General features: G+C 64.8%; 11 protein-coding genes. 7 read left to right on the forward strand and 4 right to left on the reverse strand.

Annotated features, from left to right (window positions below; all coding sequences use genetic code 11):
• Positions 1–23 precede the first annotated feature (23 nt).
• The 3 genes from ACN0RC_RS09880 to ACN0RC_RS09890 are packed head-to-tail and all read left to right on the forward strand — an operon-like array spanning position 24 to position 5,344.
• Complete coding sequence (locus ACN0RC_RS09880; RefSeq protein WP_417511229.1) at positions 24–3,431, forward strand: pyruvate carboxylase; 3,408 nt, start codon at positions 24–26, stop codon at positions 3,429–3,431.
• A 42-nt stretch (positions 3,432–3,473) separates the two neighbouring features.
• Complete coding sequence (locus ACN0RC_RS09885) at positions 3,474–4,853, forward strand: MinD/ParA family protein (RefSeq protein ID WP_417511231.1); 1,380 nt, start codon at positions 3,474–3,476, stop codon at positions 4,851–4,853.
• The gene (locus tag ACN0RC_RS09890) at positions 4,853–5,344 is read left to right on the forward strand and encodes a peptide deformylase (protein WP_417511233.1); all 492 of its coding nucleotides are present in this window, start codon (positions 4,853–4,855) and stop codon (positions 5,342–5,344) included. Before ACN0RC_RS09885 ends, ACN0RC_RS09890 begins: the two co-directional genes overlap by 1 nt.
• Here ACN0RC_RS09890 and ACN0RC_RS09895 read toward each other — a convergent pair.
• Positions 5,341–7,170 carry an AMP-dependent synthetase/ligase gene (locus ACN0RC_RS09895; protein ID WP_417511235.1) on the reverse strand — a complete coding sequence of 610 codons (1,830 nt, stop codon included), beginning with the start codon at positions 7,168–7,170 and terminating at the stop codon, positions 5,341–5,343. The genes ACN0RC_RS09890 and ACN0RC_RS09895 overlap by 4 nt on opposite strands.
• Before the next feature lie 180 nt (positions 7,171–7,350).
• Between ACN0RC_RS09895 and ACN0RC_RS09900 the strand changes: the two genes are divergently transcribed.
• Together ACN0RC_RS09900 and ACN0RC_RS09905 are read left to right on the forward strand one after the other, a co-directional pair.
• Positions 7,351–8,037 (forward strand): lysophospholipid acyltransferase family protein, encoded by a 687-nt coding sequence (locus tag ACN0RC_RS09900; protein WP_417511680.1) that lies wholly within the window; start codon positions 7,351–7,353, stop codon positions 8,035–8,037.
• Between the two features lie 38 nt (positions 8,038–8,075).
• The gene (locus ACN0RC_RS09905) at positions 8,076–9,416 is read left to right on the forward strand and encodes a class II 3-deoxy-7-phosphoheptulonate synthase (RefSeq protein ID WP_417511237.1); all 1,341 of its coding nucleotides are present in this window, start codon (positions 8,076–8,078) and stop codon (positions 9,414–9,416) included.
• A 16-nt stretch (positions 9,417–9,432) separates the two neighbouring features.
• On the opposite strand, the gene pknB is transcribed toward ACN0RC_RS09905, so the two are convergent.
• The gene (gene pknB, locus ACN0RC_RS09910) at positions 9,433–11,379 is read right to left on the reverse strand and encodes a Stk1 family PASTA domain-containing Ser/Thr kinase (RefSeq protein WP_417511239.1); all 1,947 of its coding nucleotides are present in this window, start codon (positions 11,377–11,379) and stop codon (positions 9,433–9,435) included.
• Positions 11,380–11,450: 71 nt separating this feature from the next.
• Positions 11,451–12,374, reverse strand: a complete 924-nt coding sequence (locus tag ACN0RC_RS09915; protein ID WP_417511241.1) for a LysM peptidoglycan-binding domain-containing protein — start codon at positions 12,372–12,374, stop codon at positions 11,451–11,453.
• A 131-nt stretch (positions 12,375–12,505) separates the two neighbouring features.
• On the opposite strand from ACN0RC_RS09915, the gene ACN0RC_RS09920 reads away from it, so the two are divergent.
• Positions 12,506–12,856 carry an Rv2175c family DNA-binding protein gene (locus tag ACN0RC_RS09920; RefSeq protein WP_417511243.1) on the forward strand — a complete coding sequence of 117 codons (351 nt, stop codon included), beginning with the start codon at positions 12,506–12,508 and terminating at the stop codon, positions 12,854–12,856.
• A 24-nt stretch (positions 12,857–12,880) separates the two neighbouring features.
• Here the strand turns inward: ACN0RC_RS09920 and ACN0RC_RS09925 are convergent, their stop codons facing one another.
• Positions 12,881–13,969 carry a polyprenyl synthetase family protein gene (locus ACN0RC_RS09925; protein WP_417511245.1) on the reverse strand — a complete coding sequence of 363 codons (1,089 nt, stop codon included), beginning with the start codon at positions 13,967–13,969 and terminating at the stop codon, positions 12,881–12,883.
• An 88-nt stretch (positions 13,970–14,057) separates the two neighbouring features.
• On the opposite strand from ACN0RC_RS09925, the gene ACN0RC_RS09930 reads away from it, so the two are divergent.
• The gene (locus tag ACN0RC_RS09930) at positions 14,058–14,450 is read left to right on the forward strand and encodes a DUF3040 domain-containing protein (protein ID WP_417511247.1); all 393 of its coding nucleotides are present in this window, start codon (positions 14,058–14,060) and stop codon (positions 14,448–14,450) included.
• Positions 14,451–14,571 lie beyond the last annotated feature (121 nt).

Raw genomic sequence — 14,571 nt, forward strand, 5'->3', positions numbered from 1 at the left:
ATAACGAGCTAACAGAGGTGTGCATGTTTCAGAAGATCCTTGTGGCTAATCGTGGTGAGATCGCGATCCGAGCATTCCGAGCAGCAGTCGAGGTGGGCGCGCGCACAGTTGCGGTGTTCCCCTACGAGGACCGCGGTTCGCAGCATCGCCTGAAGGCCGATGAGGCCTATGTGATCGGTGAGCGCGGGCATCCTGTGCGCGCTTACCTGGACGTGGACGAGATCATCCGCGTCGCTCTGGAATCGGGCGCTGATGCGATCTACCCCGGGTACGGATTCCTCTCCGAGAACCCAGAACTGGCTGAGAAGGCTGCGGCGAACGGCATCGTCTTCGTCGGTCCGCCCTCGAACGTGCTCGAGATGGCAGGAAACAAGGTCGAGGCGAAGCGGCACGCGATCGAAGCAGGCGTCCCGGTGCTTCGCTCGACCGAAGCATCCGCTGACATCGATGAATTGATTGCGCAGGCCGACGAGATCGGATTCCCGATCTTCGCCAAGGCCGTCGCCGGCGGCGGCGGCCGGGGGATGCGACGGGTGGAGACGAAGGGCGAGCTCGCTCCCGCACTGGCTGAAGCCATGCGCGAGGCGGAGAGCGCGTTCGGCGATCCCCGCATGTTCCTGGAGCAGGCCGTCGTACGACCCCGCCACATCGAAGTGCAGATCCTCGCTGACAAGACCGGCGAGACGGTTCACCTGTTCGAGCGAGACTGCTCTGTGCAGCGCCGTCACCAGAAGGTCGTCGAGATCGCACCGGCACCGAACCTGGACGACAGCATCCGCACAGCTCTTCACAGCTACGCCATCGCCTTCGCGCGTTCGATCGGCTACGAGAACGCCGGAACGGTCGAGTTCCTCCTGGAGACGGCTGGGGCGCGCACCGGTGAAGTCGTCTTCATCGAGATGAACCCGCGCATCCAGGTCGAGCACACCGTGACAGAAGAGGTCACAGACGTCGATCTCGTTCAGGCGCAGCTGCGAATCGCAGCGGGCGAGACACTCGCCGACCTCGGCCTTCAGCAGGGAGACATCCGCCTGCGAGGTGCAGCGCTGCAGTGCCGCATCACCACAGAGGACCCCACGCAGGGCTTCCGCCCCGACACCGGAAAGATCACCACGTACCGTTCGCCCGGTGGCGCAGGCATCCGTCTCGACGGCGGCACTGTGCATCAGGGCGCGCAGATCAGCCCGCACTTCGACTCGATGCTCTCAAAGCTCACCTGCCGCGGCCGTGACTTCAAGACAGCCGTCGCGCGTGCTCGGCGTGCGCTGGCCGAATTCCGCATCCGGGGTGTATCCACCAACATCCCGTTCCTGCAGGCGCTGCTTGACGATGACTCGTTCGTTGCCGGTGACATCAGCACCGCGTTCATCGATGAGCGACCGGACCTGCTGCAGGGGCGCGTGTCCAAGGACCGCGGTACGAAGCTGTTGAACTGGCTCGTCGACGTCACCGTGAACAAGCCCAATGGCGCTCACCCCGGAACGGTCGAGGCGGTGACGAAGCTGCCCGACATCGATCTGAGTGTCGAGCCTGCTCCTGGTTCGCGGCAGCGGCTGCTCGAGCTCGGGCCCGAAGAGTTCGCGAAGAGTCTCCGCGCTCAGTCGGCGCTGGCGATCACGGACACGACATTCCGCGACGCGCATCAGTCGTTGCTGGCTACTCGAGTCCGCACCCGTGACCTTGTCGCGGCGGCCCCGTACATCGCCAGGCTCACTCCGGGACTGCTCTCGGTCGAAGCGTGGGGCGGTGCAACGTACGACGTCGCGCTGCGCTTCCTCGGCGAGGACCCCTGGGAGCGGCTCGACAAGCTCCGCACGGCGCTGCCGAACATCAACATCCAGATGCTGCTGCGCGGGCGCAACACGGTCGGCTACACCCCGTACCCGACCGCCGTGACCGAGGCCTTCGTGGCTGAGGCCGCGGCGAGCGGCATCGACATCTTCCGCATCTTCGATGCTCTCAATGATGTCGAGCAGATGCGTCCCGCCATCGACGCGGTGCGCGCCACTGGCACATCTGTCGCGGAGGTCGCCCTCTGCTACACCGGGGACCTGCTGAACCCGGCCGAGGACCTCTACACACTGGATTACTATCTGCGTCTGGCGGAGCAGATCGCCGGCGCCGGCGCGCACATCCTCGCGATCAAGGACATGGCGGGCCTCCTGCGCCCGGCTGCCGCTGCAAAGCTCGTGACGGCGCTGCGCGAGCGGTTCGACCTGCCGGTTCATCTGCACACCCACGACACCCCCGGTGGCCAGCTCGCGACGCTGCTCGCGGCCAGTGCCGCGGGCGCAGACGCAGTGGATGCGGCATCCGCCCCGCTGTCCGGGACGACGAGCCAGCCTTCGCTCTCGTCGCTCATCGCAGCCCTCGCGCACACCGATCGCGACAGCGGCATCGATCTGGACAGCGTCTCGGACCTCGAGCCCTACTGGGAAGCGGTTCGCAACCAGTACGCGCCGTTCGAGTCCGGCCTTCCCGGTCCCACAGGGCGCGTGTACCACCACGAGATCCCCGGCGGTCAGCTCTCCAACCTGCGCCAGCAGGCGAAAGCGCTGGGGCTCGCCGATGACTTCGAGCTCATCGAGGACATGTACGCCGCAGCGGATCGGATCCTCGGTCGTGTGCCGAAGGTGACGCCATCATCGAAGGTCGTGGGCGACCTCGCGCTGCATCTTGCCGCGGTCAGGGCCGATCCCGCCGACTTCGAAGCGAATCCTGAGAAGTACGACGTTCCCGATTCGGTGGTGAGCTTCATGGCTGGCGAACTGGGGGAGCTCCCCGGCGGATGGCCAGAGCCCTTCCGCAGCAAGGTGCTTGCCGGACGCGAGGTGCGCTCCGCGTTCACCGAGATCTCGTCTGACGACGAGAAGGCCCTCGCGGGAACGAGTGAAGAGCGACGGGCGCGTCTGAACACTCTGCTGTTTCCCGCACCGACCCGTGAGTTCGCGCAGCAGCGTGAGCTGTTCGGTGATCTGTCTGTGCTCGACACCGGCGACTACCTCTACGGCTTGGTCCAGGGGCAGGAGCACCTCGTGGAGATCGATCGTGGAGTGCAGCTCTACGTCGGACTCGAGGCCATCGGCGAGGCGGACGATCGGGGTATGCGGACCGTCATGACCACGCTGAACGGACAGCTGCGTCCGGTCTTCGTTCGTGACCGTTCGATCGCTGTGGATGCCCATGAAGTCGAGAAGGCAGACACCTCCAAGCCTGGACAGGTGGCGGCACCGTTCTCGGGAGTCGTCACGCTGAAGGCCGAGGTCGGCGCAGAAGTGAAGGCCGGTGAACCCGTCGCCTCTATCGAGGCGATGAAGATGGAAGCAGCCATCACCGCGCCCGTCAGCGGCGTCATCGAGCGGCTCGCGATCGGTGCCACACAGCAGGTGGATGCGGGTGACCTTTTGGTCGTGATCACTCCAGCCAAGTAACCTTGTGCGGGCGATACGCTCGCACAAGCTTGGAGTGACACTGTGACATCGAAGAATAGTTCCGACGCACACGAGGAAGATTCCCTCGGCGTGCTCGACGAGGCCGCCTCGTTGGACACCACGACGCTCGGCGTCCTCGGACAGACGGCACAGGTCAGCGTTGCTCTGCCGAACAGCGCAGACGACGATGATCTTGTCGACGATTCCGTCGTCGACGGGGAGATCGCATCTGACGAAGAGATCATCGTCGGCATCATCGAGGTACCACTCGCCGAAGCAGACGTCCCAGAGGCGGAAGCGTCGGTCGAGCAGGATGCTGCGCCCGCAGCATCCGAAGTCGATGACCCAGATGACAGCGTCGACGACACCATCTCCGCACCCGCGGCGGTCGCACCCGTGGTGCTCGCACCCGTCGTGCCGGAGAAGCCTGCTGAGGCTCTCACCGCGAAGCGGTTCGGCGACCAGCAGGGGCAGTCTTCTCGTGAGACGGCAGATCTGCTCACCTCCGATCGCCTCCTCAACCCGAACCAGCTGACAAAGCCGGAACCTGAGGGTGCGTGGAGCCACCTGCTCTACACGATCTCGGGTCGGCGCATCAATATCGGAGACGGCAAGCGCGCCCGCGAGCGCAAGGCGCTCACGGCGCGGATCTCGAGCCCGTTCACCGGGGGAGCGCGCTTCGTTCCCGTGCTGTCGCGCAAGGGCGGTGTGGGCAAGACGATGATCACGGCTCTGCTCGGGATGGCACTGGCGGATGCTCGTGACGACCGCGTGATCGCTGTCGACGCGAACCCCGATCGCGGCACGCTGGCTGATCGCATTCTGCGCACGAACGACAAGTCCGTGCGCGACCTCGTCCGCATCCAGGCCGACGTGAAGGGCTACCACGACATCTCGGCGATCGTCGCTCGCGATACCACCAGGTTGGATGTGCTCGCATCGGATTCGGATCCTCGTGTGGCCGAGGCATTCAACGATGACGACTATCGTGACGTCGCCCGCGTAGCTGCGCACTACTACTCGATGGTCCTCACCGACACGGGAACAGGCATCGTCCACTCGGTGATGGGAGCGACCCTCGACCTCGCCGACCAGATCATCATCGTGTCGGGCCTGAGCGTGGATGAAGCCCGACTGGCTTCGGAGACGCTCACCTGGCTGGAGAGCAATGGATATGAGGCACAGGCGCGCAACGCCATCATCGTGCTGAACCAGTCGACTCCGGGGAGTCCTCTCGTGCGATTGAACGAGCTCGAGGCACACTTCCGCACGCGCGCGAAGAACGTCGTGCGCATGCCGTACGACACGCACATCGCCGGCGGAGGCGCAATCGTGTTCACGAGCCTGCAGCCCGAGACCCGTCAGGCAGCGCGAGAGCTCGCGGCGCTCCTCGTCGAGGGCCTGCGGGCGAAGGCCGCCTGATGACTGTTCGCGAGATCAGGGTCTTCGGCGACCCCGTGCTGCGCACAGTGTGCGCTCCAGTGGACGAGATCGATGACGGTGTGCGGTCACTCGTTGCGGACCTCATCGATAGCGTCGAACTCCCAGGGCGTGCCGGTGTGGCAGCGCCGCAGATCGGCGTCGCAGTTCGCGCGTTCAGCTATAACATCGACGGCGACATCGGTTATGTGCTCAACCCGGTGCTGACTGAGGTGCGCGGCGAGCCAGTGCCGACAGGAGAGGGATGCCTCTCAGTGCCGGGTCTGTGGCATAACGCGCTGCGCCACCCGTGGGCTCGTGTTGAAGGAATCGACCTCGACGGCAATGCCGTTGTGCTCGAAGGTGACGGTCTGCTCGCGCAGGCTCTTCAGCACGAGACCGATCACTTGGACGGGATGCTGTATCTCTCGCGCCTCACGCCGGCGGATCGTAAGATCGCCATGCGTGAGGTGCGAGAGAGCGACTGGTTCTAGCCTCCGATAGAGACGTTGGTCGTGCTGACCGGCTCGTCGTAGATCGCTGAGACCTCGTTCTCGAAGTCCTTCAGGATCACGTTGCGCTTGATGGACATCTTCGGCGTCAGGTGTCCGCTCTCCTCGGTCCATTCCGTCTCGAGAATGCGGAACTTGCGGATCGACTCGGCACGCGAGACGTTCTTGTTCGCGATGTCGACGGCGCGCTGGACCTCAGCGATGACCGCGGGGTTCTTCGATGCCTCAGCGATCGACATGTCGGCCGCGAGCCCGTTGTTGCCGAGCCAGGTGGGCAGCATCTCGGAGTCGAGCGTGATGAGTGCCGAGATGAACGGCTTCTGGTCACCGACGACGACGACCTGACTGATGATCGGGTTCGCGCGGATCGGATCCTCGAGCGCGGCGGGGGCGACGTTCTTGCCTCCTGCCGTGACGATGATCTCTTTCTTACGGCCGGTGACCGTCAGGAAGCCTTCGGAATCGAAACTGCCGATGTCTCCCGTGCGGAACCAGCCATCGTGGAACGACTCAGCCGTTGCTTCTGGATTGTTCCAGTACTCCTTGAAGACGTTGATGCCCTTGACTTCGATCTCGCCGTCTTCAGCGAGTCGCACACCAACGCCGGGGATAGCCGGTCCGACGGTGCCGATCTTCGACTTGTCGGCGAGGTTCACTGTTGCCGGCGCGGTCGTCTCGGTGAGGCCGTATCCCTCGAGGATCACCACGCCGAGGCTGTGGAAGAAGTGGCCGAGTCTCGGGCCGAGGGGAGCAGAGCCGGAAACCGCGTATGCGATGTTGCCGCCCATGGCCTCGCGCAGCTTGCTGTAGACCAGCTTGTCGAACAGCGCGAACTTGATCTTCAGGCCGAACGGAATCTTCTTGCCCTCTTCGAGAAGTTTGGAGTGCTCGATGGCCGCCGCAGCCGCCGCACGGAAGATCTTGCCCTTTCCGCCGCCTTCAGCCTTCTGTTCGGCGGAGTTGTACACCTTCTCGAACACGCGCGGCACGGCCAGCAGGAACGTCGGCTTGAAGGAGCCGAGCGCGGGCAGTAGCTGCTTGGTGTCGGGCTGGTGTCCGGTGCGCACACCTGCGTGGACGTTCAGCAGCGAGATGAATCGTGCGAAGACGTGCGCGGTGGTGATGAAGAGCACGGTCGAGGCGCCGGGGGTCTGGACGACCTTGTCGAGCGATTTCGCGGAGTTGCGGGTCAGCTCGACGAAGTTGCTGTGCGTGAGCACGCATCCCTTCGGCCGACCGGTGGAGCCCGAAGTGTAGATGAGTGTGGCGATATCGGATCCGACGGCGAGATTCCGGCGGCGCTCGATCTCGGCATCCTCGATCTCGGTTCCTGCGGCCGTGAGCGTGTCGATGGCGCCGAGGTGCAGCTGCCATATCTCGCGCACCAGCGGCAGGTCACCGCGCACTTCGTCAGCCTTTGCGAAGTGGTCTGCGGACTCGACGATGAGCGCGATGGCGCCGGAGTCTTCCATGATCCACTGGATCTGCGCGGGGGAGCTGGTGTCGTAGATCGGAACCATCACCGCGCCGGCGTAGAAGAGCGCGAAGTCGACCAGCGTCCACTCATACGTGGTGCGGGCGAGGAATCCGACCTTCTCGCCCGGTTGGATGCCAGCGGCGACGAAGCCCTTGGCGAGGGCGATGACAGCCGTCTGGAAGTCAGCCGCGGAGATATCGCGCCAGCCCTCTCCATTTGGCACGGAGAACAATGCTCGGTTCGGTGTGGCCTCGACGCGCTTGACCAACAGGTCGGTGATGTTCGCTTCGGGATCAGCAGGGACGATCGCGGGGACTTCGAATTGGACCACGGCAACTCCTTCGGTACCGGTCGGGCACGGCTTTCCCTGAGTCTAGGGCACATCGACGCGCGAGCTCGGTGAATTTTGACATTCAGTAGCGTAGCAAGTGAGACTCGGTCGCATCACTTTTCGGGCACCCCTCTCATGATGACCCGTGAAGGTGACGGCTCGGGGATAGACTTCCCCACGATGTTCTACTGGCTGATGAAATATGTGGTGGTCGGCCCCATCGTCAAGGCTGTGTTCCGGCCCTGGATCGTGGGGCGCGACAACGTGCCGCGCACCGGCGCGGCGATTCTCGCCAGCAACCACCTCTCGGTCTCGGACTCGGTGTTCCTTCCGATCCTGATCGATCGACCGATGTCGTTCCTCGCGAAGAGCGATTACTTCACCGGACGCGGTCTCAAGGGCTGGGCAACGAAGAACTTCATGAAGGCGACCGGCCAGATCCCGATTGATCGTTCTGGGGGAAAAGCGTCGGAGGCATCGCTGAACACCGGTCTGCAGGTGCTCGGCCGCGGTGATGTGCTCGGCATCTACCCCGAGGGCACCCGCAGTCCCGACGGCAAGCTCTACCGCGGCCGCACTGGTCTTGCGCGCATGGCCCTCGAAGCGAAAGTCCCGGTGATCCCGGTGATCATGGTCGACACCGACACTGCGATGCCGATCGGCCGGACGATCCCTCGTGTCGTACGGGTGGGCATCGTGATCGGCGAACCGCTGGATTTCTCCCGCTACGCGGGCATGGAGAACGACCGATACATCCTGCGATCGGTCACCGACGAGATCATGGTCGCTCTGCAGCGACTGGGGCAGCAGCAGTACGACGACGTGTATGCATCCTCTGTCAAGGAGCGGGCGCCTCGTCAGTCATGACGGCGCGAGCGAGGCTGTCGCGCCAGTAAGCTGGGGAAATGTCTCAGCAGCACGATGCCGGCCTCGACACCTGGCGCGACCTTCCTATCAAGCAGCAGCCGACCTGGTCCGACCTCGACCACGTCGCCGATGTCTCGAAGCAGATCGCGGGGCTCCCTCCACTCGTGTTCGCGGGTGAGGTGGACAACCTGCGCGACCGTCTCGCACGTGCGGCCTCTGGGGGAGCCTTCCTCCTGCAGGGCGGCGATTGCGCTGAGACTTTCGCAGGTGCGACTGCTGAGCAGATCCGCAATCGCATCAAGACCGTGCTGCAGATGGCCGTGGTGCTCACCTACGGCGCGTCGATGCCGATCGTCAAGATGGGCCGGATGGCTGGGCAGTTCGCCAAGCCCCGCTCCAGCGACACCGAGACGCGCGGTGAGGTCACTCTGCCGGCGTACCGCGGCGACATCGTCAACGGCTACGACTTCACCGAGGGCTCGCGCAAGGCAGATCCGGGGCGGTTGCTGCAGGGGTATCACACGGCTGCTTCGACGCTGAACCTGATCCGTGCGTTCACGCAGGGCGGCTTCGCCGACCTCCGCGAAGTGCACTCCTGGAACAAGGGTTTCGCGTCGAACCCCGCCAACCAGCGCTACGAGCGCATGGCCGCTGAGATCGACCGCGCCATCAAGTTCATGGAGGCGGCGGGGGCCGACTTCGACGAGCTCAAGCGCGTGGAGTTCTTCACCGGCCACGAGGGCCTGCTGATGGACTACGAGAGCCCGATGACGCGTATCGACTCGCGCACCGACACTCCGTACAACACCTCGGCGCACTTCCTCTGGATCGGTGAGCGCACGCGTGACCTCGACGGTGCGCACGTGGACTACTTCTCGAAGATCCGCAACCCGATCGGTGTGAAGCTCGGGCCGACGACGACCGCGGAGACGGCGCTGGAGCTCATCGATAAGCTCGACCCGAACCGCGAACCTGGCCGCCTCACCTTCATCACCCGCATGGGGGCGGGCAAGATCCGTGACGCACTTCCGCCGCTGTTGGAGGCCGTGCGCGACTCGGGTGCGCAGCCGCTGTGGGTCACGGACCCCATGCACGGCAACGGCATCACGACGCCGACCGGTTACAAGACTCGTCGTTTCGACGACGTCGTCGACGAGGTGCGTGGCTTCTTCGAAGCGCACCGCGCGGTGGGTACCTTCCCCGGCGGCATCCACGTCGAGCTCACCGGTGACGATGTCACCGAGTGTCTCGGCGGCTCGGAGCAGATCGACGAGCAGGGTCTTGCGACGCGTTACGAGAGCCTGTGCGACCCGCGCCTGAACCACATGCAGAGCCTGGAGCTCGCCTTCCTCGTTGCTGAGGAGCTCGAGAAGCGCTGAGCTTCGCGCGCAAGCGCTAGAGGCTGCTGCGGATCAGCAACGTCACTTCGGTGCTGGCCCGGCGCATCTTGCCTGCGGCTGGGTCGGTTCCAGTGACTTCGGTCAGGCCGTTGGGGAACGGCGTCCACAGTGGATTCCAGGTCGGTTCGAACCCCGCGTCACGCAGAGCCTGGGCCGCCTGATCGCGGTTCATTCCCGTGACGTCGGGGACGGCGAACAGCTGCGGTCCGAGTGAGACCACCAGAGCCATCGTGTCGCCGGGGCGCCAGTTGCCACCGCCCTCACGTTCAGCGGTGTTGATGACTCGCCCCTCTTCGACGCTGTCGCTGTATTCCTCAGTCGTCGTCGTCTGGATGTCCTTCTCGGCCAGCGCAGCCGATGCTTCTGACGTCGTCATTCCGACGACGTCAGGCAGGCCACCGAGCGACACGACCAGCTGGGCCGTGTCGGCTTCGTGCACGTCGCATCCCTCGCCGCACTCGACAGCGTCGCCGCCATCACGCGGAGTGACACTGGCGTTGATCACGATGCCGTCATCTGCACGTGAGTACAGCAGCAGGTCGTCGTCAGACACCGTCAGTCCGAGTTCAGCGAGATAGGTGCGGGCCTCGTCTGCGGTCATGCCGTTGAGGGAATCGACGCGTCGGGGAGCAGGTCCTGTCGAGATGAAGACGCTGACTTCGCTGCCGCCGTCCAGTCGCTCACCCTCGCCCGGATCCGTGCGGATCGCCAGTCCCGGCTCGATATCGACGGAGCTCTCTTCTGCGGCGGAGGGAACGAAGCCCTCTTCGGTGAGAGCGGCGGCGGCATCCTCGTAGCTCATTCCCGCCACCGCAGGAACGGCGACGAGCGAACCGGGTCCAGAACCGAACCACCAGCCGACTCCGCCTGCGAGAACGGCAAGCAGGAGGACGAGGGCGAGGAGGAAGGCGCCGCGCGCGCGACGATTCGCTGTTCTGCGGCGCAGCACCGTGGCGTTGTCGATCGGCTGTGCGACAGCCACGGGTCCTGTGGAATCATCGATCACCATCGTCGCGGGCATGACTTTGGTCAGGTCGCCTGAGTCATGGTGCGAGCGAGTGGGCATTGCCGCTGTGGCGGTCGGCGTGGGGGAGACCCCGAGCTGCCGTTCGATATCGCGCAGCCGATCGAGCATCTCCTGCGCATCGTTCGGCCGCTCGTCAGGTGATTTCTCCGTCGACCACAGCACGAGCTCGTCGAGCTGCTCTGGGACACCGGGATTGCGAACACTCGGCCGGGGGACCGACTCCGTCGCGTGCTGGAACGCGATCTGCATCGGCTGCTCGCCCTTGTACGGCTGTTCGCCGACGAGCATCTCGTACAGCATGATGCCGAGCGCGTAGATGTCGCTGCGGGCGTCGGCGGTTCCGCGGGTGACGAGTTCGGGAGCGAGGTAGGCGATCGTGCCGAGCAGCTGTGCCCCGGTCGCGGTGTTCGCGGTCGTCGCGCGAGCGAGGCCGAAGTCGCCGATCTTGATGCGGCCGTCTTCGGCGAGCAGCACGTTCTCGGGCTTCACATCACGGTGGACGATACCGGCCTTGTGCGCTGCGGCGAGCCCGGAGAGGATCGCGTCCATGATGGTGACGGTCTGGGTGATCGTCAGTCGCTTCTGCTCACGCATCAACTCGCGCAGGGTGATGCCGGGCAGGTACTCCATGACCAGGTACGCCAGCTCGCCGTCCTGACCCTGGTCGAAGACGTTGACGACGTGCGGGTCGGCGAGCCGGGCTGCCGCGCGCGCCTCTTGGATGAAGCGGCTCTGGAACACCGAATCGTCGCTGAGGTGGCCGTGCATGACCTTCAGAGCGATCCTGCGCTCCAGGCGAAGATCGGTGGCGACGTAGACCGTGGCCATTCCGCCGCGGGCGATGCGAGCGCGAACACGGTACCGGCCGTCGACAAGCCGCCCGATGAGGGGATCGGCCTGCTGATTGGTCGTCACGTACAGATTCTATGAAGAAGTGGCTGAAAGCCCGGGGAGCGCCTCACCTTTCGGCGAGGTGGCATCCGGAATTACCCGTACTGCGCCAGCCATTCGTATGCCGCAGTCTCCCACTCGGCGTAGCGCTGCGGATACGCAGAGATCTGGACGGACTGCGCTGCCTCCGCGAAGGACATGCCCTCCCAGCCGGGAATATCGAGCAGTCCGCGGGTGATCGTGCCGTCCGGGTCGGATGCTCCGGTGAAGAAAGCGCGAATACTGTAGTCGCGGTTCATGATCTGGTCGGCAGTGCCCCATCCGGTGCTCGGGCGCTGCTGGAACAGTCCCAGCGAATCGCGGTCGCCCCAGTCGAGATTGCGCAGCCACGACTCGACCATCGAGGTGCCCAGCGCGATCGCGATGCCGCGGTCGGAGACACCGAGCTCACGCCCGATCCGGATGATGAGCGCGACGTTCTCCGCCTGCGGCGGGTTGAGTGTCACTGAAGCGGTGAGGACTGTTGCTGGAGCCTCGGAGACCTGCTCCGGCGGTGCGACACCAACGGCGACACCGACCGTGAGGCTCTGCCCCGGGTAGATGATGGCGCCCTGGCCGAGGCCGTTCGCGGCGAGGATCGCCGCCACCGTCGTCCCATAGCGCTGAGCGATTGCGAAGATCGTGTCGCCGGTGACGACGGTGTGCGTCGATGCAGCAGGGGCAGGCGTGGCTGCTTGCGCCGAGGCGGGTGCGGCGGGCGCGGCGAGAGCGAGCGTCTGTCCGGGGTAGATGACCGATCGCCAGCCGAGCCCGTTCCACGTGAGCACGTCCACGGTCGCCAGCGAGAAGCGCTCGGCGATGGCAGCGACCGTATCGCCGGACTGCACGGTGTATGCGGCTGGAGCGGGGGCCGCGTGTGCAGGAACTGCTGCCAGAGTGCTCGCCAGCACGCCGAGAGCGGCAGCCGGCGCACCGATGTGAACGTATTTCTCTCGCAGTGCAGTCGCGGTGATCTTCAAGGTTCCCCCCTTTTCTGAACCCTTGAAACGCTGACACGACGTGAGGCACATGTCAACCAAAGTGAAGAGAGTGACTGGAACCACACAGCCTCAGTTGTGTGATGCCGCGTGGGAAGTGAGATAGTCAGAATGTGTCTGATGAAACAGCTGGCGAGCTCGCCACCGAATGGTTGACCACCCCCGATCTCGTCGAGGTTCTCGGTGAACCGCTCGGCCGTGTCCGTCGGCTCATCGCGGAGCAGTACCTGGTCGGCTCGACGCGGAACGGTCCATTCGCCGTTCCATCGATCTTCATCGTCGACGGCCGTCCGCTGGCATCGCTGCGCGGCACGATCATGGCCCTCGCGGATGCCGGACTCAGCGATGACGAAGCCATCGACTGGCTGTTCACCGAAGAAGCCGAACTCGGTCGCACGCCCATCGCTGCTCTCCTCGATGGACACAAGAGCTCCGTGCGCCGGATCGCACGCACACTCGCGTAAGCCGCGAAACACCCGGACTGAGCGTCAGGCGGTGCGGACAGTTGCGGCACGTGCGAGATCGCGCAGATCCCCGACAGCCGCATTATCAAGTCGTGCGCCGATGAGCGCTCGGTCGGCCTCCGAGGCATAGGCGCGGATCATCTCCTCGACCTGATCCAGCGCTCCCGAGTCGGAGATCGTCGCCTGCAGCGCCGCCACCTGGGCATCCTCGAGGTCAGGATCGCCGAGGAGATCATCGACCACTCGACGAGCAGAAGCATCAAGATTCTCACGCGTGAGTGCGATGAGCACCGTGCGCTTCCCCTCGCGCAGGTCATCTCCGGTCGGCTTGCCGGTCACCGCTTGGTCGCCGAAGACACCGAGGACGTCATCGCGCAGCTGGAATGCCATTCCGAGCGGGTGGCCGAAGGCGCGCAGGGCAGCCAGCTGATCGGCATCCGCTCCGGCGAGTGCGGCACCGAGAGCGAGTGGCTGTTCGACGCTGTACCGCGCTGACTTCAGCGAGGCGACGCGCAGCGCGCGCTCCGCGTGCTCGGCGTCTGGGCTGACCCGCCACGCGGATTCCTCGGCGATGTCGAGGAACTGTCCGGTCGTCACGTCGCGTCGCATGCGTGCGTATACGCGCCGCACGGATGCCGCGTGCGGATGCTCTGTCAGAGCCTGTTCCAAGAGGTCATCGCTCCACGAGATGAGCAGGTCACCGAGGAGGATCGCGGACGAACGTCCGAACGCATCCGCGTCACCGGCCCAGTGCTGCTCGCCGTGCAGCTGTTGGAGCGCGCGGTGTGCGGCCGGGCGGCCGCGACGCGTGTCGGAGTTGTCGATCAGGTCGTCGTGGACGAGCGCCGCGGACTGGAAGATCTCGACGGCCGCGCAGAGGTCCCACAGGGGGTCTGTCGCCTGGGCTCGATTGTCGGCGAAACGCGCCACCGCGGTCCAGCCGGAGTGGCAGAATCGCGCCCTCAGCCGCTTGCCGCCATGCAGCGTCTGAACCGCCGCATCAAGGAGGAGCGCGGCATCCGGACCGTACGGTGCGGCCTCGGAACGCATCGCTGAGATGAAGCGTTCCAGGCGGTCGGCGACGGCCTGCTGGACTTGGCTGGAGAGGGGCACGATAATCAGCTTAGGTTCTCAGCCGAAACCTAGCCTCCGTGCTCTGGTTGCGCGTAGACTGGGACATATCGAACCCGAGGGGGGCGTCATGCCACTGTCTGAACAGGAGCAGCGTCTGCTCGATGAGATGGAACGCCATCTCCTGCATAACGACGCTGACATTGTGAGTGCGCCGTCCGGAGATCGCACACTCAGCTACCGCAATCTCGTCTACGGCGCAGTTCTGTTGCTCGTTGGAATCGGCGCGCTCGTCGCCGGAGTCGCCCTTGGCAGCCAGCTCGGCGCAGTCGTCAGCATCATCATCGGAGTCGTCGGCTTCGCGGCAATGCTCGTCGGCGTTATTCTCGCGGTGACCCCTGTCCGCCGCGTGGGCGGATCAGCACCCACCCCGCCGAGCGCTTCGCCGAAGACTCCACAGAACTCCTCCTCGTTCATGGATCGCATGAACGATCGTTGGGATCGTCGCCAAGACGGCCACTGACACCTCTCCACTTCTGACCCGGATGCCTCGTGCATCCGGGTCTTTTTGCGTTTCTGGGTGATTCTCTCCTCCACTTCGCTGCGCCCCGGAATTACGGCGGAATAGAGGTTATTTCTCGCGC

The organism is Microbacterium sp. (assembly GCF_048259935.1).
In the GTDB taxonomy this organism is placed as follows: Bacteria; Actinomycetota; Actinomycetes; order Actinomycetales; family Microbacteriaceae; genus Microbacterium.